This is a genomic window from Streptomyces catenulae (genome assembly GCF_000718015.1).
In the GTDB taxonomy this organism is placed as follows: domain Bacteria; phylum Actinomycetota; class Actinomycetes; order Streptomycetales; family Streptomycetaceae; genus Streptomyces; species Streptomyces catenulae.
In genome coordinates, this window is sequence record NZ_JODY01000006.1 from 76,047 (window position 1) to 97,243 (window position 21,197).

General features: G+C 74.0%; 19 protein-coding genes. 13 read left to right on the forward strand and 6 right to left on the reverse strand.

Annotated elements, in window-relative coordinates:
• Positions 1 to 79: 79 nt before the first annotated feature.
• On the forward strand, positions 80 to 1,306 hold the full coding sequence (locus tag IF23_RS0108245) for an acyl-CoA dehydrogenase family protein (protein ID WP_030281401.1): 1,227 nt from the start codon (positions 80 to 82) through the stop codon (positions 1,304 to 1,306).
• Between the two features lie 105 nt (positions 1,307 to 1,411).
• Here IF23_RS0108245 and IF23_RS0108250 read toward each other — a convergent pair whose 3' ends face one another.
• Positions 1,412 to 2,182: an alpha/beta fold hydrolase gene (locus tag IF23_RS0108250; RefSeq protein ID WP_030281403.1), complete on the reverse strand. Its 771-nt coding sequence runs from the start codon at positions 2,180 to 2,182 to the stop codon at positions 1,412 to 1,414.
• Between the two features lie 327 nt (positions 2,183 to 2,509).
• Here IF23_RS0108250 and gcl point away from each other — a divergent pair, with 327 nt between their 5' ends.
• From gcl to IF23_RS31020, 6 genes are all read left to right on the forward strand, one after another.
• Positions 2,510 to 4,291 carry a glyoxylate carboligase gene (gene gcl, locus IF23_RS0108255; RefSeq protein ID WP_078653858.1) on the forward strand — a complete coding sequence of 594 codons (1,782 nt, stop codon included), beginning with the start codon at positions 2,510 to 2,512 and terminating at the stop codon, positions 4,289 to 4,291.
• A gap of 384 nt (positions 4,292 to 4,675) precedes the next feature.
• Positions 4,676 to 4,903 (forward strand): hypothetical protein, encoded by a 228-nt coding sequence (locus tag IF23_RS0108260; protein WP_030281406.1) that lies wholly within the window; start codon positions 4,676 to 4,678, stop codon positions 4,901 to 4,903.
• Positions 4,904 to 5,070: 167 nt separating this feature from the next.
• A complete protein-coding gene (locus IF23_RS0108265; RefSeq protein ID WP_030281409.1) occupies positions 5,071 to 5,580 on the forward strand; it encodes a methylated-DNA--[protein]-cysteine S-methyltransferase in 510 nt (169 codons plus the stop codon).
• Between the two features lie 67 nt (positions 5,581 to 5,647).
• Entirely contained in the window at positions 5,648 to 6,385 is a 738-nt protein-coding gene (locus IF23_RS0108270; protein ID WP_030281411.1) for a 2OG-Fe(II) oxygenase, read from the forward strand.
• Between the two features lie 68 nt (positions 6,386 to 6,453).
• A complete protein-coding gene (locus IF23_RS0108275) occupies positions 6,454 to 7,491 on the forward strand; it encodes a phosphotransferase family protein (protein WP_030281413.1) in 1,038 nt (345 codons plus the stop codon).
• 742 nt (positions 7,492 to 8,233) lie between these two features.
• Positions 8,234 to 10,576, forward strand: a complete 2,343-nt coding sequence (locus tag IF23_RS31020; protein ID WP_051739416.1) for an MFS transporter — start codon at positions 8,234 to 8,236, stop codon at positions 10,574 to 10,576.
• A gap of 70 nt (positions 10,577 to 10,646) precedes the next feature.
• On the opposite strand, the gene IF23_RS0108285 is transcribed toward IF23_RS31020, so the two are convergent.
• Positions 10,647 to 11,780 carry a PQQ-dependent sugar dehydrogenase gene (locus tag IF23_RS0108285; protein WP_030281417.1) on the reverse strand — a complete coding sequence of 378 codons (1,134 nt, stop codon included), beginning with the start codon at positions 11,778 to 11,780 and terminating at the stop codon, positions 10,647 to 10,649.
• Between the two features lie 1,098 nt (positions 11,781 to 12,878).
• Between IF23_RS0108285 and pqqA the strand changes: the two genes are divergently transcribed.
• The 5 genes from pqqA to IF23_RS0108310 all read left to right on the forward strand — a co-directional run bounded on the left by pqqA (position 12,879) and on the right by IF23_RS0108310 (position 16,516).
• Positions 12,879 to 13,061 (forward strand): pyrroloquinoline quinone precursor peptide PqqA, encoded by a 183-nt coding sequence (pqqA, locus tag IF23_RS34830; protein WP_030281418.1) that lies wholly within the window; start codon positions 12,879 to 12,881, stop codon positions 13,059 to 13,061.
• A gap of 263 nt (positions 13,062 to 13,324) precedes the next feature.
• A complete protein-coding gene (gene pqqC / locus IF23_RS0108295; RefSeq protein ID WP_051739417.1) occupies positions 13,325 to 14,083 on the forward strand; it encodes a pyrroloquinoline-quinone synthase PqqC in 759 nt (252 codons plus the stop codon).
• Positions 14,080 to 14,337 (forward strand): pyrroloquinoline quinone biosynthesis peptide chaperone PqqD, encoded by a 258-nt coding sequence (pqqD, locus tag IF23_RS0108300; RefSeq protein ID WP_030281420.1) that lies wholly within the window; start codon positions 14,080 to 14,082, stop codon positions 14,335 to 14,337. The genes pqqC and pqqD overlap by 4 nt, the downstream gene beginning before the upstream one ends.
• Positions 14,334 to 15,494 carry a pyrroloquinoline quinone biosynthesis protein PqqE gene (gene pqqE, locus IF23_RS0108305; RefSeq protein ID WP_051739418.1) on the forward strand — a complete coding sequence of 387 codons (1,161 nt, stop codon included), beginning with the start codon at positions 14,334 to 14,336 and terminating at the stop codon, positions 15,492 to 15,494. The genes pqqD and pqqE overlap by 4 nt, the downstream gene beginning before the upstream one ends.
• The gene (locus tag IF23_RS0108310; RefSeq protein WP_030281422.1) at positions 15,494 to 16,516 is read left to right on the forward strand and encodes a chitinase; all 1,023 of its coding nucleotides are present in this window, start codon (positions 15,494 to 15,496) and stop codon (positions 16,514 to 16,516) included. Before pqqE ends, IF23_RS0108310 begins: the two co-directional genes overlap by 1 nt.
• A 97-nt stretch (positions 16,517 to 16,613) precedes the next feature.
• Here IF23_RS0108310 and IF23_RS33435 read toward each other — a convergent pair whose 3' ends face one another.
• The 3 genes from IF23_RS33435 to IF23_RS0108325 form a co-directional block, all read right to left on the reverse strand.
• Entirely contained in the window at positions 16,614 to 16,799 is a 186-nt protein-coding gene (locus IF23_RS33435; protein WP_107126895.1) for a hypothetical protein, read from the reverse strand.
• A 199-nt stretch (positions 16,800 to 16,998) separates the two neighbouring features.
• On the reverse strand, positions 16,999 to 17,871 hold the full coding sequence (locus IF23_RS0108320; protein ID WP_030281423.1) for an undecaprenyl-diphosphate phosphatase: 873 nt from the start codon (positions 17,869 to 17,871) through the stop codon (positions 16,999 to 17,001).
• Positions 17,872 to 18,046: 175 nt separating this feature from the next.
• Positions 18,047 to 18,748, reverse strand: a complete 702-nt coding sequence (locus tag IF23_RS0108325) for a TVP38/TMEM64 family protein (RefSeq protein ID WP_030281425.1) — start codon at positions 18,746 to 18,748, stop codon at positions 18,047 to 18,049.
• Between the two features lie 139 nt (positions 18,749 to 18,887).
• Here IF23_RS0108325 and IF23_RS0108330 point away from each other — a divergent pair, with 139 nt between their 5' ends.
• Positions 18,888 to 19,742 (forward strand): spermidine synthase, encoded by an 855-nt coding sequence (locus IF23_RS0108330; protein ID WP_030281427.1) that lies wholly within the window; start codon positions 18,888 to 18,890, stop codon positions 19,740 to 19,742.
• A gap of 21 nt (positions 19,743 to 19,763) precedes the next feature.
• On the opposite strand, the gene IF23_RS0108335 is transcribed toward IF23_RS0108330, so the two are convergent.
• Complete coding sequence (locus IF23_RS0108335; protein WP_030281429.1) at positions 19,764 to 21,038, reverse strand: MFS transporter; 1,275 nt, start codon at positions 21,036 to 21,038, stop codon at positions 19,764 to 19,766.
• Between the last annotated feature and the right edge of the window lie 159 nt (positions 21,039 to 21,197).

Sequence of the window (21,197 nt, forward strand, 5' to 3'; positions counted from 1 at the left end):
GTTGACACGCTTACTCGCGAGTAACAGACTCCTGTAACCGTAAGTAACGCCTGATGTGGCGCGTACCGCTGGAGGGGACATGGCCGAGTTCATCATGGAGCTGAACGACGAGCAGAAGGAGGTCCGGGACTGGATCCACGGCTTCGCCGCGGATGTCATGCGTCCCGCGGCCGCCGAGTGGGACGAGCGGGAGGAGACCCCCTGGCCGGTCATCCAGGAGGCCGCCAAGATCGGCATCTACTCGCTCGACTTCTACGCCCAGCAGTACTTCGACCCCACCGGCCTCGGCATCCCCATGGCGATGGAGGAGCTGTTCTGGGGCGATGCGGGCATCGCCCTGTCGATCGTCGGCACCGGTCTCGCCGCCGTCGGCGTCCTCGCCAACGGCACCGAGGAGCAGATCGGCACCTGGATACCCCAGATGTACGGCACCCCCGACGACGTCAAGGTCGCCGCCTTCTGCTCCTCCGAGCCGGACGCCGGGTCCGACGTCGCCTCCCTGCGTACCCGCGCCGTCTACGACGAGGCCAAGGACGAGTGGGTCCTCAACGGCACCAAGACCTGGGCGACCAACGGCGGTATCGCCAACGTCCACGTCGTCGTCGCCTCCGTCGACGCGGAGCTGGGCTCCAAGGGCCACGCCTCCTTCATCGTGCCGCCGCACACCCCCGGCCTCTCCCAGGGGCAGAAGTTCCAGAAGCACGGCATCCGCGCCTCGCACACCGCCGAGGTCGTCCTGGAGGACGTCCGTATCCCCGGCTCCTGCCTGCTCGGCGGCAAGGACAAGCTGGACGAGCGGCTCGCCCGCGCCCGCGAGCGCGCCAGGAGCGGTGGCGAGCGGGTGAAGAACGCCGCGATGGCCACCTTCGAGGCGTCCCGTCCGGCCGTCGGTGCGATGGCCGTCGGCACCGCCCGCGCCGCGTACGAGGAGGCGCTGGAGTACGCGAAGACCCGCGAGCAGTTCGGCCGTCCGATCATCGACAACCAGGGCGTCGCCTTCCAGCTCGCCGATATGCGCACCTCGATCGACGCGGCGCGGCTGCTGGTGTGGCGGGCCTCCTGGATGGCGGTCAACGGCAAGCCGTTCACGGCTGCCGAGGGCTCGCAGTCCAAGCTCTTCGCCAGCGAGACCGCCAAGAAGGTCACCGCCCAGGCCATCCAGATCCTCGGCGGCAACGGCTTCACCCGTGAGTACCCGGTCGAGCGGATGCACCGCGACGCCGCGATCTACACGATCTTCGAGGGCACCAGCGAGATCCAGCGCCTGGTGATCGCCCGCACCCTCTCCGGGCTGCCGATCCGCTGAACCCGTACGGGGCGCGCCGCCGTGGCCGCGCGCCCCGTACGGGATCCGACCGCCGGTGCCCCCGAAAGTCCGGGGGACCGGCGGTTTTCCTTGTGCCCGGGCGGTCTACGCCAGCGCCGCGGCCGTCGCCCGGGCGAACTCCTCCGGGGCGTCCAGCATCATGTTGTGCCCGCAGCCGGGCAGCCCCACCACCGTGACGCCCGCCGCGGTCAGCCCGTCCGCGCCGGGGAAGGGCCCGTCGTCGGCCGGGTACAGGAACGTCCGGGGGATGGGCAGGCCGCAGAGCACCTCCCGGACGGACGGCGTGGTCCCGCGCACCAGGTCGACCGCGCTGCGGTGCACCGCCTCCCGCCCGGCCAGCCGCATCGTGGCCCACCACGCGTCGCCCGCCGCGGCGGCGGTCTCCGCGTCGCCGGTGCGGAACTCCTCGGCCGTCCGCGCCGCGATCCCGCGGCTGCCGCCCGCGCCCCGCTCCGACTCCAGCGCGTCGAGATTGGCGTCGACCAGCACCAGCCGCGCCACCAGCTCCGGATGGCGCGCCGCGAGCAGCACCGCGACCGTGCCGCCCATGCTGTGCGCCACCACCTCCGCGCCCGTCACCCCCGCCGCCCCCAGCGCCACCGCCACCGCGTCGGCGTGCGCCGCCATCGTGTACGGGAACGCCGTCGGCCGGTCGCTGATACCGAAGCCCAGCAGGTCCAGCAGGAGCGCCCGGGGGCCGGTGAGCAGGGGGTGGGCCGCGGTGGCGCTCCAGTAGACGGGTGAGGAGGCGCCGAGTCCGTGGAGGTGGAGGCGGGCCGGGCGCCCGGTTCCGTCGCCCGGGTGCTCGATCCAGCGGATGCGGTCGCCTGCGGGGGTCACGGCGGCATGGCGCACGGGCGGTACTCCTGATCTCGGCGGGCCCCGGACGCGGCGCCCGGCGGCCGGTCCTGCGGCCGGACGCGACGGTACCGGCCACCGGGGACGGACCTGCGGCGGGGGAGCGGGATACCCGAACTACCTTATGGAGCAGGTCAGTTGGCGGATGCGGGGTGGCCCGCCCGGGCGCCGCCGTCCGTCCGCCGCGACCGGATCTCTTGACGGGCCCCGTACCGCGCTCTACTTTTCCTTCCATAAAGCAAAACATAAATTCCATGATGCGGAATTAATGGGGTCCGGCCGCCGCCGGACCACGCCCCTGACGAGCCGACGCAGGAGTACGCGATGCCTCGAATGACAGCCGCCCGCGCCGCGGTGGAGATCCTCAAGCGGGAGGGCATCTCCCACGCCTTCGGAGTCCCGGGCGCGGCGATCAACCCCTTCTACGCGGCGCTCAAGGCCGCCGGTGGGATCGACCACACGCTCGCCCGCCATGTCGAGGGCGCCTCCCACATGGCCGAGGGGTACACCCGCACCCACCCCGGCAACATCGGCGTCTGCATCGGCACCTCGGGCCCGGCCGGGACCGACATGATCACCGGCCTCTACTCCGCGACCGGCGACTCCATCCCGATCCTCTGCATCACCGGCCAGGCACCGGTCGCGGTGATGCAGAAGGAGGACTTCCAGGCCGTCGACATCGCCGCCATCGCCGGTCCCGTCACCAAAGCCGCGACCACCGTCACCGAGGCCGCGCAGGTCCCCGGCGTCTTCCAGCAGGCGTTCCACCTGATGCGCTCCGGACGCCCCGGGCCCGTCCTCGTCGACCTGCCGATCGACGTCCAGCTCACCGAGATCGACTTCGACCCCGAGACGTACGAGCCGCTGCCCGCCTTCAAGCCCGCCGCCACCCGCGCCCAGATCGAGAAGGCGCTGGCGCTGCTCAACGAGGCCGAGCGCCCGCTGATCGTCGCCGGTGGCGGCATCATCAACGCCGACGCCTGCGAGCTGCTGGTCGAGTTCGCCGAGCTGACCGGCGTCCCGGTCGTCCCCACCCTGATGGGCTGGGGCATCCTCCCCGACGACCACGAGCTGAACGCGGGCATGGTGGGCCTGCAGACCTCCCACCGCTACGGCAACGCCACCCTCCTCGCCTCCGACTTCGTCCTCGGCATCGGCAACCGCTGGGCCAACCGCCACACCGGCAAGCTCGACGTCTACACCGAGGGCCGCACCTTCGTGCACGTCGACATCGAACCCACCCAGATCGGCAAGATCTTCGCCCCGGACTACGGCATCGCCTCCGACGCGAAGGCGGCGCTGGAGCTGTTCGTCGAGGTCGCCCGGGAGCAGCGGGCCGCGGGCGCGCTGCCGGACCGCGGCGAGTGGGCCGCCGCCACCCAGGAGCGCCGCGCCCGGCTCCAGCGGCGCACCCACTTCGACAACGTCCCGATCAAGCCGCAGCGCGTCTACCAGGAGATGAACAAGGCGTTCGGACCGGACACCCGCTACGTCACCACCATCGGCCTCTCGCAGATCGCCGGTGCGCAGATGCTGCACGTCTACAAGCCGCGCCACTGGATCAACTGCGGCCAGGCCGGACCGCTCGGCTGGACCATCCCCGCCGCCCTGGGAGTCGCCACCGCCGACCCGGACACCCCGGTGGTCGCGCTCTCCGGCGACTACGACTTCCAGTTCATGATCGAGGAACTGGCGGTCGGCGCCCAGCACCGCATCCCGTACGTCCACGTCCTGGTGAACAACGCCTACCTGGGGCTGATCCGTCAGGCGCAGCGCAACTTCGACATCGACTTCCAGGTCAACCTGGAGTTCGAGAACATCAACACCCCCGAGCTGGGCGTCTACGGTGTCGACCACGTCAAGGTCGCCGAGGGGCTGGGCTGCAAGGCGATCCGGGTGACCGAGCCCGAGCAGCTGCTGCCCGCGTTCGAGGAGGCGAAGAAGCTCGCCGCCGAGCACCGCGTCCCGGTGGTCGTCGAGGCGATCCTGGAGCGGATCACCAACATCTCGATGGCCGGTGCCGAGATCGACAAGGTCAACGAGTGGGAGGAGCTGGCCACCGAGCCCGGCCACGCCCCCACGGCGATCAAGCCGCTGAAGGTCTGACCTGCGCGTTCGCCCCGGCGGAGACGGTTGCGGAGCCCGGTTTCGGAAAGCCGTCCCCGCCGGGGCCTTCGGATGGCCGCCGTCCCGGGGCGCGCGGCGCGGCCGTCCCCGTACCGGCCGGAACACCGCTCTCCGGTTCGCTGTTCTCCTGAGTGCGGGTGCCGGAGGAACAGTGTCCCCGGGCCTGACCCTCCGCCTGTGGGGATGATCGTTCGGCTGAAGCCCCGCAGTGCCTTTCGCCGAGGGGCGACCGCCTCCGGGCCCGCACCCCGGGCGCCCCGGCCGGCTCTCCCCCCGTCCGGCCGGGGCTTTCCCCACGGGGCCGCCGACCGCCGCGGGCCGGGCCGACATGCGAGGGCGCGGGCCCCGACGCAGTCTGGAGGCATGACCGAGCACCCGCCCGTCATCGTGCATCCGCCGTCGTCCACCGGAGGCCGCCGCGTCACCGTGCACGGCCAGATCGTGGGTCTGGCCCACGGCCGCGGCGATGTCGCCGAGTTCCTGCGCCGGGCCGGACTCTGCGAACCGGCCGAGGACATCACGCTCGACGACCCGCGCCTCGTCGAATGGCGCGGCGGCGACCTGGACGACTGGCCGATCCCACCGGCCTGACCGGCATCCGGACGGCGGCGACGGCCACCCGCCCCGGAGCCGCCCGGCGCCCGCCCCGTGGCCGCCGCCCCCACCGGAACACCATGTCCGATTCCCGCCAGCGAGAGCCCCGGCCGTACCGCACAGTGGAGCGTGTACGGCCGAGAATCTCAGGAACGGACAGTCCCATGACCCACTACGCCACGTACGACAGCCCGCTGGGCGAACTCCTCCTCGTGGGCGAGGTGTCGGCGACGGCCGTCGGCGGCACCGCACTGACCGCCCTGTCCCTGCCCGGTCAGAAGGGCGGCGCCACCGTCCAGGACGGCTGGACCCACGACCCGGCGGCCTTCACCGAGGTCATCCGCCAGCTCCGCGCCTACTTCGACGGCGAACTCACCGACTTCACCCTCGAAATCGCCACCCCCGGAACGGAGTTCCGCACCCGCGTCTGGAAGGCCCTCGAAGCCATCCCGTACGGCGCCACCACCAGCTACGCCAAGCTGACCGCCGAGATCGGCGCCGCCTCCGGAGCCGTCCGCGCCGTCGGGACCGCCATCGGCGCCAACCCGGTGCTCATCGTCCGGCCCTGCCACCGCGTGATCGGCGCCGACGGCTCCCTCTCCGGCTACGCGGCCGGACCCGAGAGCAAGGAGCAGCTGCTCCGCCTGGAACACGCGCTGCCCCGCACCGCCTGACCACCGGCGCGCCCCGCCGCGACCGGGGCGCGCCACGGAACCCGACCCGCCCGCACCGGAGCCCCGCATGCCCACGACCACCGCCCGCCACCCCGCCCGCTCCGGCCTCGCGGCCCGCGTCGCCGCCACGGACCCGCGGGCCCTCGCCGCGGAACTCGACACCCTGGGCTGCGCGATGACCCCGCCGCTGCTCACCCCCGCGCAGTGCCGCGACCTCATCGCCCTGTACGACCGACCCGAACTCTTCCGCTCCACGGTGGACATGGCCCGCCACCGCTTCGGCTCCGGAAACTACCGCTACTTCGCCGACCCGCTGCCGGACCCGGTCCGGGAACTGCGCGCCGCGCTCTACCCGTTGCTGCTGCCCGTCGCCCGCGACTGGGCCGAGCGGCTCGGCCGCCCCGCGCCCTGGCCCGACACCCTCGACGCATGGCTGGAGCGGTGCCACGCCGCAGGTCAGGACAGGTCCTCCCAGATCCTGCTGCGCTACGGCCCCGGCGACTGGAACGCCCTGCACCGCGACCTCTTCGGCGATCTGGTCTTCCCGCTCCAGGTCGTCATCGGCCTCGACGTCCCCGGTGACGACTACACCGGCGGCGAATTCCTCCTCGTCGAACAGCGCCCGCGCGCCCAGTCCCGCGGCACGACGACCGTCCTGGAGCAAGGCCGCGGCCTCGTCTTCACCACCCGCGACCGCCCGGTGCGCTCCACCCGCGGCTGGTCGGCCGGGCAGATCCGCCACGGCGTCAGCACGGTCCGCTCCGGCCGCCGCCACTGCCTCGGGATCGTGTTCCACGAGGCGTGAGGGATCGGACGGCGGTCCGGCCGTGAAATCCGCGGTGTGTCCGCCCGGGTGCGTGCGAGCATGAACCGATGTGCTCCGCACCGCCCTTCGGGGACGAGCTACGGTCCCGACTCGGCACACCCCGCCGGGCCCGCCGACTGGAGAGCAGCCCGCGGTCCCGGGTGTGGCGGGCCGAGCTGTCCGGCACGCCCGTGGTCGTCAAGCAGCTCGTCGACGCCCCGGAGGCGGCCGAGCGGTACGCCCGCGAGGTCACGGCGCTGCGGCTCGCCTCCCGGGTCGACCCGCCCGTGGTGCCGAGACTCCTCGGCACCGACCCGGACGCCCGTGTCCTGGTCCTGGAGTACGTGGACGGGCAGCCGCCCCGCGAGGACTGGGTGATCGACCACGCCACGGCACTCGCCCGCCTCCACGCGGCCACCGGCGCGGACGACACCGGCGCGCTCCCCGCCTGGTCCGGCCCGACCGAAGCCGACGCCGACTCCTTCCTCACCCTCGCCCAGGCCCTCGGCGTCGCACCTCCGCCCGGTGTCCGCGCCGAGCTGGACGCCCTCGCGGACCGCCGCTCCGGCACGGAGGGCCACGCCCTGCTGCACGGCGACCCGTGCCCCGGCAACGATCTGCACACCCGCACCGGGGTCAGATTCATCGACTTCGAACAGGCCGCGCTGGGCGACGGGCTGGTGGAACTCGCCTACCTCCGCATCGGATTCCCGACCTGCTGGTGCGCCACGGCCCCGCCCCCGGCCGTGCTGCGCGCGGCGGAGTCCGCCTACCGCACGACCTGGCGCGCCGCCACGGGCACCGATGTCCCCGCCGATCTCACCGATGCCTGCGCCGCCTGGCTGCTCCGGGGTGACGCCCTGGTCCCGCGCGCCGAACGCGGCACCGTCGATCACCTGGCCGCGCTCCCGGACCGGGACTGGACCTGGGGCACGGCGACGGCCCGGCAGCGCCTCGTCCACCGCCTCGGCACCGTCAGCCGGATGACCGCCGACGCCGACGGCGGCGGCGCCCTCGACGGGCTCGGACAGCTCGCCGCGGCCGTCCGCTCCGCCATGCTCACCCGGTGGCCCACGCTCCGACCGCTGCCCCGGCAACGACCGTAGGAACACCGGGCCGTCCATCGCCGACCGGAACGCTCCGGGACGGCGGGACGAGGGAGCCCGACCCTCTCCGTCGCGCCCCGAACGCTTCCGCTTCGCCCGCGCGCCAACCCGTTGTCAGTGGTGTGCTGTTGACTGGTATGCGTGCTCGGACGGACCGCGGTCGGCCGCGGCCCGGACGGCGCCCGGCCGCCCGTGAGCCGGGTGCGCGTCCGGCCGCGCCGTCGGCCGTCCGGCCGGATCAGCAGCGAAAACGGCACCGGGGGAGGGGCGATGACGGAGAGACGTCCGACGGCGGGCGGTGGGGTGACCCAGATCACCCGCATCTCGCGGGACGGACGAGTTCGCGCCGGAATACGGCCACGGCATACAACGTTCGGTATGCACGTACCTGGCCCGCCGCGCGGCACCCCGCCCCCTTGACCCCTTCCCACCGAAGAAACCGCCGCGCCAACACCCCTTCTCCGCCCACAGGTTGACCGCACCACGCGGCGACCTCCCGCCACCTCGATCCCGGTGCGCGCAGCCGTTCCCGGGCCGCCCGGCCCGGACCCGCCGTGCGCCGGACCTCGTGCTGACACCGCCCCGCCCACCGGGCACGGCCGCGTACGAGTCGACCGCTGCCCCGCGGCGCCACCGCCGCACCGAGACCGCACCGCACCGTCCGGCCGCACACCGATGCCGGACGGACCGGTTCCGTATCCGTGTCCCTATCCGCTCCACTCTCCGCCCGGAGGCCGCAGGCATGACCCAGACGACGACGGAACAGCCACCCCGGAGCGCGCCGCCCACCGCCGCGCTCCCGGTGCCCGACCCCGGCAAGGAGCGGAGATCCGGCGGCATCGTCCCCGTCCTCGCCTTCTGCGGCATCGTCGTCGCCGTGATGCAGACGCTGCTCGTGCCGGTCATCAAGGACCTGCCGACGCTGCTGGGCACGGCACCGAGCAACGCCACATGGGTACTGACCGCCACCCTGCTCTCCGGCGCCGTCGCCACACCCATCATGGGGCGCCTCGGCGACCTCTCGGGGAAGCGGAAGATGCTCCTCGCCAGCCTCGCCGTCATGGTCGTCGGCTCGCTGATCTGCGGCTTCACCGACAACCTGATCGTCATGATCGTCGGCCGGGCGCTCCAGGGCTTCGCCATGGGCGCGATACCGCTCGGCATCGGCATCATGCGTGACGAACTCCCCAAGGAGCGCCTCGGTTCGGCGATGGCGCTGATGAGCTCGTCCATCGGCGTCGGCGGCGGCCTCGCCCTGCCCGTCGCCGCCCTCGTCGCCCAGCACGCCGACTGGCACGCCCTGTTCTTCCTCGCCGCCGGGCTCGGCGTCCTGTCGATGCTGCTGGCCCTGCTCGTCGTACCGGAGACCGCCGTCCGGGCACCCGGACGCTTCGACCTGCTCGGCGCCCTCGGCCTCTCCGCCGGACTGATCGCGCTGCTCCTGCCGATCACCAAGGGCAGCGACTGGGGCTGGGGTTCGCCCACCACCCTCGGGCTGTTCGGCCTCGCCCTGCTCATCCTGGTGCTGTGGGGCGTGATGGAGCTCCGCCTCGCCGACCCCCTCGTCGATCTGCGCACCAGCGCCCGGCGTGAAGTCCTCCTCACCAACCTGGCGTCCATCACCGTCGGCGTCGCGTTCTACGCCATCTCCCTGGTGCTGCCCCAGGTGCTCCAGCTGCCGGCCTCCACCGGCTACGGTCTCGGCCAGCCGATGGTGATCGCCGGGCTCTGCGTGGCGCCGCTCGGCCTGACGATGATGCTGGTCGCCCCGGTCTACGCCCGCCTCGCCGCCCGCCGCGGCCCGAAGGTGACCCTCCTCCTGGGCATGCTGATCATCGGCGTCGGCTACGGCGCCGGGATCGGCCTGATGAACGCCCCCTGGCAGACCGTCATCATCGCGGTGGTCGTGGGCGCCGGTATCGGTCTGGCGTACTCCTCGCTGCCCGCCCTGATCATCGGCGCCGTCGACCCGTCCGAGACCGGCGCCGCCAACGGTCTGAACACCCTGATGCGGTCCATCGGGACGTCGGTGTCGAGCGCCGTCATCGGCATGGTGCTGGCCCATATGTCCACCACCCGGGGCCCGGTCACCTACCCGACGATGGCCGGGTTCCGGACCTCCTTCGTGATCGCCACCGGCGCGGTCCTCCTCGGCGTCGTCTTCGCCGCGTTCCTGCCCGCGCAGCGCCGCGCCGCCCGCCCCACCCTCGTCGCCGGGAACACCGAAGGGGAGCCGGAGACCGCGGGCGCGGGCACCGCCGGACTCACCGTGGAGCGGGCCGACGCGGCCGCCCGGGCCGGTGTGCGGGGCGGGATCCGGACCGCGGCGGGGGCGCCCGTGGCGGGAGCCAGCGTCACCCTCATCGACCGGCGGGGCCGCCAGGCCGGTGTCACCACCACCGACGCCGCGGGACGCTTCGCCCTCCCGGACCCGGGCGCGGGCAGCTATGTCCTCACCGGCGCCGCCCCCGGCCACACCCCGCACGCCCTCGCGCTCAGCTGCGGCGGCGCCCCCGTGGACGTCCTGCTCACGCTGACCGGCGCCGCGCGGCTCACCGGCACGCTCTCCGGCGGGGCGCGGGGCGCCGCGCTCGCCGGGGGCGGGGTCGTCGTCACCGATGCCGAGGGCGCGGTGGTGGGCCGGGCGACCACCGGCGCCGACGGCCGCTGGGAGATCCGCGAACTGCCCTGCACTCTCTGCACGGTGGCCTTCAGCGCCCCCGGACACCGGCCCGAGGCCCGCACCGTCGATCTGGCGGACACCTCCGGGGCCACCGGCTGCGAGGAGATACGGCTGCTGCCGGTGGCCTCGGTACGCGGCACGGTCCGGGGCCCCGGCGGGGCGCCGCTCGCCGACGCTGCCGTGACGGTCCTGACGGACGGCACGGTCGCGGGCCACACCGTCACCGGCCCGGACGGCGCCTTCGCCTTCGACGGGCTGACCGGCGGCGACCTGACGCTCACCGCGTCCGGGTATCCGCCCCGCGCCACCCCGATATCCCTCACCGCGGGCGGCCACCGGACGCTCGACGTGGACCTGGTCCAGCCGTCGTCCGACGAGTCGGGCCGGACCGGGGGCGCTTGAGCCCGGGGGACCGTCGCTCACCCGGGGCCGGGCACCTACGGCCCGGCCCCGGGGCGGGTCCCCGCCGTGCTCACTTCAGGTCGATCCGGAACACCTTGTCCGAACCGGCACCGCCGTCACCGTTGTTGTCGGCGTTGGTGGTCGTCAGCCACAGCGCCTTCTTGCCGGGCACGCTCTCGACGGTGCGCAGCCGCCCGTAGTCCTTGGTGTAGTACGCCTTGGGGGTTCCGGCGTCGGTGCCGTCGACGGGGATGCGCCAGAGCCGCTGGCCGCGGAGTGCCGCCATGTAGAGCGCGCCGTCCGCGTAGGCGACGGCGCTGGGTGAGGCGTCCTTGACCGGCCACTGGCGCTTCGGGTTGGTCATCCCGCTCTCCGAGCAGTTGCCCTCGCAGATGGGCCAGCCGTAGTTCTTGCCCGCCTCGATGAGATTCAGCTCGTCGTACTTGGCGTTGCCGAACTCCGCCTCCCACAGGCGGCCCTGGGCGTCCCAGGTCAGGCCCTGCGGATTGCGGTGGCCCATGGAGTAGACGAGGTTGCCGAACGGGTTGCCCGGCGCCGGTTTGCCGTCGGGTGTCATCCGCAGGATCTTGCCGTTGAGGGACTTCTTGTCCTGCGCCAGATCGGGGGTCTGGGCCTCGCCCGTGGTGGCGTAGAGCAGCCCGTCGGGGCCGAACTTGATGCGTCCGCCGTTGTGGTATGTGTTCTTCTTGATCCCCTTGACCAGCACGGTGTAGTCGCTGAGCTTGCCGTCCTGGTAGGTGAGGCGGGCGATGCGGTTGCCCTCCTTGGCGGTGTGCATCACGAAGACATGGTGGTCGGTCTTCCACTTCGGCGACACCGCGATGCTCAGCAGCCCGCCCTCGCCGCCGGTGGTCACCACCTCGGGCACCTTGCCGACCTGCTTCTTCTTGCCGTCCTGGGTGAGGGTGAAGACCTTGAAGGTGTCCCGCTCCGTCAGCAGCGCGGACCCGTCGGGGAGCCAGCTCAGGCCCCAGGGGATGGACCAGCCCTCCGAAACGGTCACCGGTTTGCCGGGCGCGGAATCGGCCACGGCTGCCGGGCCGTGGGCGCCCGCCGGATGCGTGGGTCCCGCCGTGGCCGGTCCGGCCGTACCGGCGGCGAGCAGCAGCCCGGCGGCCACGGCGGACGCGCCGAGACTGGGGAGCGAGAGGCGGTGGGTGTCGAAGGGGCTGCGCTTGCGCATGGGGGCCTCCGGGTCAGGAAGGTGCGGCAGGACAGAGCCGGGGGAGCGGTGGCGCGGGCGGTACGTGGCGGGACACCGGTCCTCGGCCACGGCGATCGGGCACGGAACGCCCCACCCCGTCCGGGCACGGGGCCGACGGCGGACCGCCAAAAGCTGATAGGAAAGTTTCCTGTTTGTTGACTGGCCGGGAACCTACTGCGGGCCCCGCACACCGTCAAGAGACCCGACGGAGGAGCGAAGGGCACACAGACGGGGGCGCGGAACCCGGTGGCACCCCGCCGGGCGCGCGGCCCGCCGCCCGGCGAGAGGCGCGCGCCACGTCCGCCGCCCGTGGCGAAGTACAGCGCCGGACCGGTCACCACCTGCGGAACCGCCGGGCGGGTGAGCCGGGTTGGCAGCCGGGGACCCGGCTCGGCGGCCCGGTGCAGGGCCCGGCGCCGAGGCCGACTCGCCGCACGGCGGGCAACGGGCGCCGAGGCAAGCGCGCCCCGCGCGAACTCCCCGCCCCCGGCGCCCCTTCCGCCCGCCCGGCGCCCTCCGAGCCTCCCGCTGCCGTCGCCCGTTTCCCCGCGAAGCGACGCACCCCGAACGCCCCAACGCGCCGCGATCCGCGCCGCGTTGCTCCATTCCGGCACGGCACCACCCCGGGACCTCCCATCCGTCCATCCGTTCAGCATCCGGAATGTGCCCCCGCAGATGTCGCCGACGTGTCGGAAACCGTCCGCGTCCCGTGAGCGCACCCGAACAGGCCGTCCCACCAGGCGCGTTACCCGTGAGACGGAGTGCGGGTCCGGTGTCCCGTGGGGAAATGGACCGGACCAATGCGGTGCCGCCCCATTGACTCCGGCGCGCGTCGGCGGTGATTCTGCGGTGCGGTACGGAGCGTCACGGCGCGGCAGGTGCACCGGGCATGCCCGGTCGGCCGGGACGGTGCCGTGCCGCATGCCTTGCCTGTCCAACACACCTGCTCCGTACGGTGGTTGAGGGCGTCCAAGGCGTCGACGGCGTGGTCGGCGCGGGTGGCGCCCGGGGCATGTGACGGCCGTGTCCGAAACTCTCCGTTCCCATCACCTGCAATCAGCGAAGGGCGGAACCCCCATGACCAGCCTGCAGACCGTACGCACCCCGCACACCACGGACGCCCCGGCCGCCGGGACTCCGGCGACCGCACCCCGTCCGCACGGCGTCGCCGCCCGGCCCGCGACCACCTGGGCCACCCCCGGCTACACCGTGATCGACACCGCGCTCGAAGTCACCGCGTACCGCCTCGCCGACCGCTGACCCACCGACCGCACCCGCCGCCGACCTGCGCGGACGCGCACCGTCGGCGGGCGCGCCGGTGACCGGGCCGACGGCCGCGGACGCCGGCGCCGCGGCGCGTGCCCACCCGCAACGGCCGGGCACGCGCCCCCGGAACGGCCACCCCCACACCTCTCACCCCCCACCAACCCCGCGCACCGCCGCCCGCGCACCCCGGAGCGCGCGCCCACCCGGGCGTCCGCCACGGGGGAGCGTGCCGCGGCGGAAGGGATGGAGATCGCGCCATGAACGGCCTGCAGGGAGACCCGACCCCCGACCACTGCGTCCCTCCGGCGGCCCGGGCCTCCTTCGAGGAGCGCCTGCGCACCGTCGCACGCGAGCACTACCACGACCGTCATCCCTTCAACGTCCGGATGCACGAGGGGGAGTTGACCCCGGACGAGCTGCGCCGCTGGATCCGTAACCGGTTCCACTACCAGCGCCACATCCCCGTCAAGGACGCCCTGATCACCGCGAAACTCGGCACGCCCGAACTGCGCCGGATGTGGCTGCGGCGGATCCGTGACCACGACGGCGACCGCGAGGGCGAGGGCGGCATCGAGCGCTGGCTGCGGCTGGGGGAGGCCGCCGGGATCGACCGCGCCGTCCTGCTGGACGAGTCCGGGGTGCTGCCCGGCGTCCGTCTCGCCGTCGAGGGCTATGTGAACTTCTGCCGACTGCGCTCCCCGCTGGAGGCGGTCGCCGCCTCCCTCACCGAACTGTCCGCCCCGGACATCATGCGCACCCGCATCGGCGCCTTCGAACGCCACTACCCGTGGATCGAGCGGGACGGCCTGACCTACTTCCACGACCGGCAGGGGCAGGGCAGCCGGGACAGCAAGGAAGCCCTCGCCCTCGTCCTCGACGGCGCCCGGACCGAGGCGGACCAGGACCGCGCCGTCGCCGCCCTCACCTTCAAGTGCGACGTCCTCTGGTCGCTCCTCGACGCGGTCGAACGCGGTGGCCGCCCGCCCGCCGCCGACCCGGCCGGAGCCCGCCCGTGACCACCTGGCGCCCGGGCCCCGCCCCCGGCGTCCTCCTCCGCGCCGACCGGGTCCGCGGCGTCGACCTGCTGCTCCTGCCCGAACGCGTCGTGGTGCTGGAGGGCTCGGCGGGCGAGGTGCTGCGGCTCTGCGACGGCACCCGCGACGTCCCGCAGATCGTCCGGGAACTGACCGCCCGCCACCCCGACGCGCCGATCGCCGACGAGGTCCCCGCCTTCCTCGACCGCGTACGGAAGGAGGGCTGGCTGCGATGACCCCGCACCCCGCCCCCGACGACGGGCCCGCGCCCGGCGCCATGGCACCTCCGCCGCCCTGGGCGCTGCTCGCCGAGCTGACCCACGCCTGCCCGCTGCACTGCACCTACTGCTCCAACCCCCTCGAACTCGCCGCCCGCAGCACCGAGCTGACGCTCCCCGAATGGCAGGACACCTTCCGTCAGGCCGCCGACCTCGGCGTCGTCAGCGCCCATCTCTCCGGCGGCGAACCGCTGCTCCGCGCCGACCTCACCGAGATCGTCGCCGCGGCCGACGGGGCGGGCATCCACACCCAGCTGATCACCAGCGGCGTCGGGCTGACCCGCGAGCGGCTGGCCGCGCTCACCGGCGCCGGACTGCGCAGCGTCCAGCTCTCCGTCCAGCACGCCGACGCGGCGGCGGGCGACCGGATCGCCGGGCGGCGCCGCGCCCACACCGAGAAGGAGCGCGCCGCGGCCCTCGTCACCGACGCCGGACTCCCGCTCGGCCTCAACGTCGTGCTGCACCGCCACAACCTCGCCGCCCTCGACGCACTGATCGACCTCGCCCCTGCCTGGGGCGCCGGACGTATCGAGCTGGCCAACACGCAGTTCTACGGCTGGGCGCTGCTCAACAAGGCCGAACTGCTGCCCACCCGGGCACAGTTGGCCGAGGCCGAGGAGACCGTACGGCGTCGGCGGCGGGAGTTGGACGGCCGGGTCGAGGTGATCTGGGTCGTCCCCGACCACTTCGACGGCACCGCCAAACCCTGCATGGGCGGCTGGGGCGCCGTCTCCCTCACCGTCACCCCCGACGGCACCGTCCTGCCCTGCCCGGCTGCCGCCGCCCTCCCCGGGCTCGACCCGCCCGGCGTCCGCGACCGGCCGCTGCGCTGGATCTGGGAGCGCTCCCCGGCCTTCGCCCGCTACCGCGGCACCGACTGGATGCGCGAGCCCTGCCGCAGCTGCGCGCTGCGCGAGCGGGACTTCGGTGGCTGCCGCTGCCAGGCGTACGCCCTCACCGGGGACGCCGCCGCCACCGACCCGGCGTGCCGCCACTCCCCGCACCACACCGTCATCCGTGACCTGGTGGACGCACCCGCGCCACCGTCCCGCGCGCTGGGCCGCCCCCGGCGACCCGGCCGTCCGTCCCCGTCCCGCAGAGTGGAGAACCCCTGATGGATCGCGCCACCTCCCCCACCCGCCGCCGCGCCCTGGTCGGCGCCGTGGCCGCGACGCTCCTGGCCACCGCCGCCACGGCCGGTGCCGCCGGCCCCTCCGCCGCCGCGCCGCCCGCGCACACCCCGAAGGCCACCCCGCCGATGGCCGCCGCGCCCTACGAGTACCTCGGCTGGGGCGACCCGCAGCCGCCCGCCGACGTGATGAAGGCGACCGGCATCAAGTGGTTCACCCTCGCCTTCATCCTCTCCGACGGCGGCTGCAACCCCGCCTGGGACGGCGAACGGCCGCTGACCGGCGGCAGCGACGCCAAGGCGATCGACGCGATCCGCGCGGGCGGCGGGGACGTCGTCATCTCCGCCGGTGGCTGGAGCGGCAACAAGCTCGGCGAGAAGTGCACCAGCGCCGATGCCCTGGCCGGTGCGTACCAGAAGGTCATCGACGCGTACCACCTCAAGGCCCTCGACATCGACATCGAGGACACCGAGATGAGCAACGCCACCGTCCGGCAGCGGGTCGTCGACGCCCTGAAGAAGGTCAAGGACGCCAACCAGGGGCTCGTCACCTACGTCACCATGGGCACCACCCCCGAGGGCCCGACCGACGAGGGCAAGGACCTCATCCGCCGCGGCGCCAAGGCGGGGCTGGACAACGACGGCTGGGTGGTCATGCCGTTCGACTTCGGCAGCCACACCGGCACCATGGGCGAGGCCACCGTCAGCGCCCTCGACGGTCTCGCCGCCGACGTCAAGGCGGCCTACGGCTACAGCGAGGACGACGCCTACCGGAGGATCGGCGTCTCCTCCATGAACGGCCACACCGACGAGGACGACGAGAACGTCACCCTCGACGACTTCCGGAAGATCCTCGACTACGCCCGCGCCCACCATCTGGCCCGCTTCGCCTACTGGGCGGTCAACCGCGACCGCTCCTGCGGCTCCGGCAGCGACGGCGACAGCTGCAGCGGCGTCGACCAGGAGCCCTACGCGTACACCAAGATCGTGGCGCAGTACGAGGGCTGAGCGCGGAGGAGGAGCGGAGCGGCGGCCCCCGGAGCACCGGGGGCCGCCGTACGTCCGTGGTGTGGCGCACGTATGACGGTGCGTCAGGCGCGGTAGGTCACGCGGCCTCGACGACCTCCGCGCGCACCGCCTGCGTCCAGTTCTCCAGCAGCGTCGCGTACTCCGTCATGTCCTGCGCCGTCCACGTCCAGCTGGGCCGGGCGCAGACGAAACGGCGGATCGCTTCGTTGGCCTCGGCGGCAGGGGCGGGCACGCCCGAAAGGGCGGAAGGAGGAGGGGACATGGCAGACATGCTAGGGGCAGTCACTGACATTTCCGCACCCCGTGCACGGCCCCGCCCGGCCCCCGGCGCCGTACCCATGAGCCTCGTCCGTCCCCCAACTCCCGGCTGACCAGCGCAAACAGCGGAACGTTCCCCAAGGGTTCGCTGGCTGCATGTGTCCCTTCCCACACGCTCAGCGACCACCCCGGGCCCGGGAGCCTCATCCCGCCGACTCCGCCGCGTGCGGGGCGAGCACCCCGGCGCCGATGAGCGCGAACAGCGCGACGCCCAGCACGATGCGGTAGATCACGAACGGCAGGAAGCTCTTCGAGCTGATGAACCTCATGAACCAGGCGATCACCGCGTACCCCACGGCGAACGCGACGACGGTGGCGAGCAGCGTCGGGCCCCACGCGACGTGGCCCTCGCCCACGTCCTTCAACTCGTAGAGCCCGGAGGCGAGGACGGCGGGGACGGCGAGCAGGAAGGAGTAACGGGCGGCGGACTCACGGGTGTAGCCCATCAGCAGACCGCCGCTGATCGTGGCGCCGGAGCGGGAGACGCCCGGGATCAGCGCCATCGCCTGGCAGACGCCGTAGAGCAGACCGTCGCGGACGGTCAGGTCGCCGAGGTCCTTGCGGCGGGCGGCCGCGCGGTGGCGTCCGCCGTGCTCCGCCCGCGCCGCCCGCCGGTCCGCGAAACCCAGCACGAGGCCCAGCACGATCAACGTGGTGGCGATCAGCCGCAGATCGCGGAAGGGCCCCTCGATCGCATCCTTCAGCGTCAGCCCCAGCACCCCGATCGGCACCGACCCCACGATCACCAGCCAGCCCGTCCGCGCGTCCTGATCGCTCCGCATCCGGCGGTCGAACAGCGACCGCGCCCACGCCGAGACGATCCGCGCGATGTCGGCGCGGAAGTACAGCAGCACGGCGGCTTCGGTACCGATCTGGGTGATGGCGGTGAACGCCGCGCCCGGATCGTGCCAGCCCGCGAACGCGGCGGTCAGCCGCAGATGGGCGCTGGAGGAGACGGGCAGGAACTCGGTCAGCCCTTGGACGAGTCCGAGGACGAAGGAAGCGAACCAGCTCATGGGGCGGCAATCCCGGGATGAGGCCACCCGCCCCCGCCCGCCCCCGCGCGCCGCCGGGCGTCGGGGAAGCGGCACGGCACGGCGGACGGCGAGGCGATCATGTGGCGGCCCGGGCACCGTAACGACGGAAGGTGTACGGCGGACCACACCCGGACGGCCACCGGGTGACCGCGGGTCAGCCGCCGCGCAGCGCCGCCCGCTTACGCCAGGCGAACCCCGCCGCCACCAGCCCGCTCACCGCGATGAACGCCATCGCGAGCAGGAACGCCGGGGAGGTGGGGGCGGTCGCCCGCGCCCCCGCGACCGTGTACGCCACGGTGTTGGGGACGCTGCCCACCGCGGTGGCCAGCAGAAACGACGACCAGCGCATCCGGGAGACCGCGGCGCAGTAGTTGGTCCCCCAGAACGGCAGCCCCGGCAGCAGCCGGACCACCAGCATGGAGCGGAAACCGTGCTCGCTCAGCTGCCGGTCGGCGGCGGTCAGCCACCGCGCCCGCAGCATCCGCCGCAGCGCGTCCTGCCCCAGCCACCGGCCGAGCCCGAACGCGAACCCGGCGCCCAGCACCGTCCCGGCGAGCGCGGTGACGCTCCCCGAACTGCTGCCGAACACCGCGCCCGCCGCGAGGTTCAGGAACGGCCGCGGTACGAACGCGGTGGTGCACACGCCGTACGCCACGGCGTAGACGACCAGCCCACCGGGCCCCGTCATCGGCTCCGGCAGCTCCCCGGTCAGCAGCCGCTGCGGCTGCCACCACACCATCGCCGCCGCCGCGCAGGCCAGCACCACCGCGAGCAGCGCCAGCCGGCACCAGGGGGAGAGGAGCAGGCGCGCGGCGCGCGCGGCGGGACCGTCGGAGGGCGCGGCGGGTTCGAACACGTCGGGAGCGTAACCGACCGGCACCCGCCCACCAGGGGTCCGTGAGGCGCGCCGCTCAGGGTGGCGCCGCGGGCGCGCACGGCCGCCCTCGCCGCGCCCCGTCCCCGCCCCGTCCGCGCCCGCCCGGCACAATGGGGGAGTGGACGCACCCTCCGAGCCGATACCGGTCATCCGTGCCGTGGACGGCGGCACCGCCCGACTCCTGCCCGACGTCGACCGGCCCCGGGCCCGGCTGCTGACCGTCGACGGCGCCCCGCAGTCCTACGTGGACCTCGACGCCCCCGACCACCTGGAGTTCGAGTACGTCCGCCGCCTCGCCCACGTCCTGGACGAGGCGGCACCACCCGGGGAACCGCTCGACGTGCTCCACCTCGGCGGCGGCGCGATGACCCTGCCCCGCTACGTCGCCGCCACCCGCCCCGGCTCCCGCCAGCAGGTCGTCGAGGCCGACCGGGGGCTGCTCGCCCTCGTCGCCGACGAACTGCCGCTGCCCGCCGGGAGCGGCGTCACCGTCCACGCGGGCGACGCCCGGCAGGCGCTGGAGGAGGCGCCCGCGGCCACCGCCGACCTCGTCATCGGCGATGTCTTCGGCGGCTCGCGGGTCCCCGCGCATCTGACCACCGTCAGCTACGCCCGCGCCGTGGCCCGTGTGCTGCGCCCCGGCGGGATCTACGCGGCGAACCTCGCCGACGGCGCCCCCTTCACCTTCCTGCGCGGTCAGCTCGCGGGCGCCGCCGCGGTCTGGCCCGAGGTGGCGCTGATCGCCGAACCCTCCGTGCTCCGTGGCCGCCGCTTCGGCAACACCGTCCTCGTCGCCTCCGACGCCCCGCTGCCGCTGGCCGCGCTGACCCGCCGCGCGGCCGGTGACGCCTTCCCGGCACGGGTGACGCACGGCGCCGCGCTGCGGCGGCTGACCGGCGACGCCGTCCCGGTGGCGGACGCCGACGCGGTCGCCTCGCCCGAGCCGCCGCAGGGCGCGTTCAGCCTCGGCTGACCGGCCGGACGGCCCGCCGCCTCAGCCGACCACCGGATCCTCCGCCGCGGGCGGCGTCGCCGGTGGCGTCACGCCCGCCGCCGCGACCGTGGTCCGCCGGGTCAGTTGCCGTACGTCCGGGACGCACAGCACCGCCGCGGTCAGCAGCACGACCACACCGGCGCACCCCCACAGCGCGGTGTGCAGACCGACGGCTTCCTGTACGGGACCGGCGAGCGCGGTGGCCAGCGGGATCCCGGCGAGCGAGCCCAGCCAGTCGTAGGAGGAGACCCGGGAGAACTTCTCCTCCGGGATCTCCTGGTGCAGCGCCGTCATCCAGGTCACCGAGAAGATCTCCACGGAGACGCCGGTCAGCGCCATCACCACGGTCAGCCACCCGGCGGGGAGCGGCACCGCCAGCGCCGCCGAGGGCAGGGCGAGCGGGAAGATGCAGAGCGAACCGGTGAGCAGCAGCCGCCGGGGGCGGTAGCGGGTCATCAGCAGCGCCCCGGCCAGGGTGCCCGCGCCGAACGCGCCGAGCGCCACGCCCCAGGGCCCCGGGCCGCCCAGGTGCGCCTCGGCGACCAGCGGGCCGTAGACCGCCTCCGCCGCCGCGATCACCGCGTTGACCAGGGCGAACTGCACCACCACCGACCACAGCCAGGGCCGTGAGATCACCTCGCGCCAGCCGTCGCGCAGCGACCGGAGCATGCCGACGTCGCCGGTACGCGGCGGCACCCCGCTCACATCGAGGAAGGCGCGCAGCGCCCCGGCGCAGGCGAAGGCCACCGCGTCGGCGGCGAGCACCCAGCCCGGTCCGACGGCCGCGATCAGCGCGCCGCCGAGCGCGGCGCCGCCGATGTTGGCGCCGTTCATGCCCATCCGGAACACCGCGAACGCCCGCGCCGAGTGCTCCCCGGAGACGCTGGCGAGGACCATGCCCTCCGAGGCGGGCGCGAAGAACGCCTGCCCGGTGCCGCCCAGCGCCGCGAGCACCGCCATCTGCCACAGCCGCGGCTCCCCGGCCAGCACCAGCAGCGCGAAGGCGCCCTGGGAGACGCAGCTGAGGGCGTTGGCCGCGACCATCACCCGGTGCCGCGGCAGCCGGTCGGCGAGCGCCCCGCCGACCAGCACCAGCGCGATCAGCGGCACGGTGCGGGCGGCGGCGACCAGCCCGACGTCGGTGGCGGAGCCGCCCGCCCCCAGGACGGCGAAGGCGGCGGCGATCAGCGCGCCGGAGTGGCCGAGCCCGGAGACGACCGTGGCGGCCGTGAGGATCGTGTAGTTCCGCCCCGCCCAGGTGGGCCGAGCCCTCACCGCCGCACCGCTGACACGAGGGCCGGGCGTACGGGGCGGGGGAGCGGGCCGGGTCTCCCGGGCGCTGGTGCGGTCGTCATGGGGGTCAACGATAAGTGCCGCACGGATGCCGCCGGGCGGGGCCTTCCCCGACAAGCTACTCGTAGGTAACATGACGCG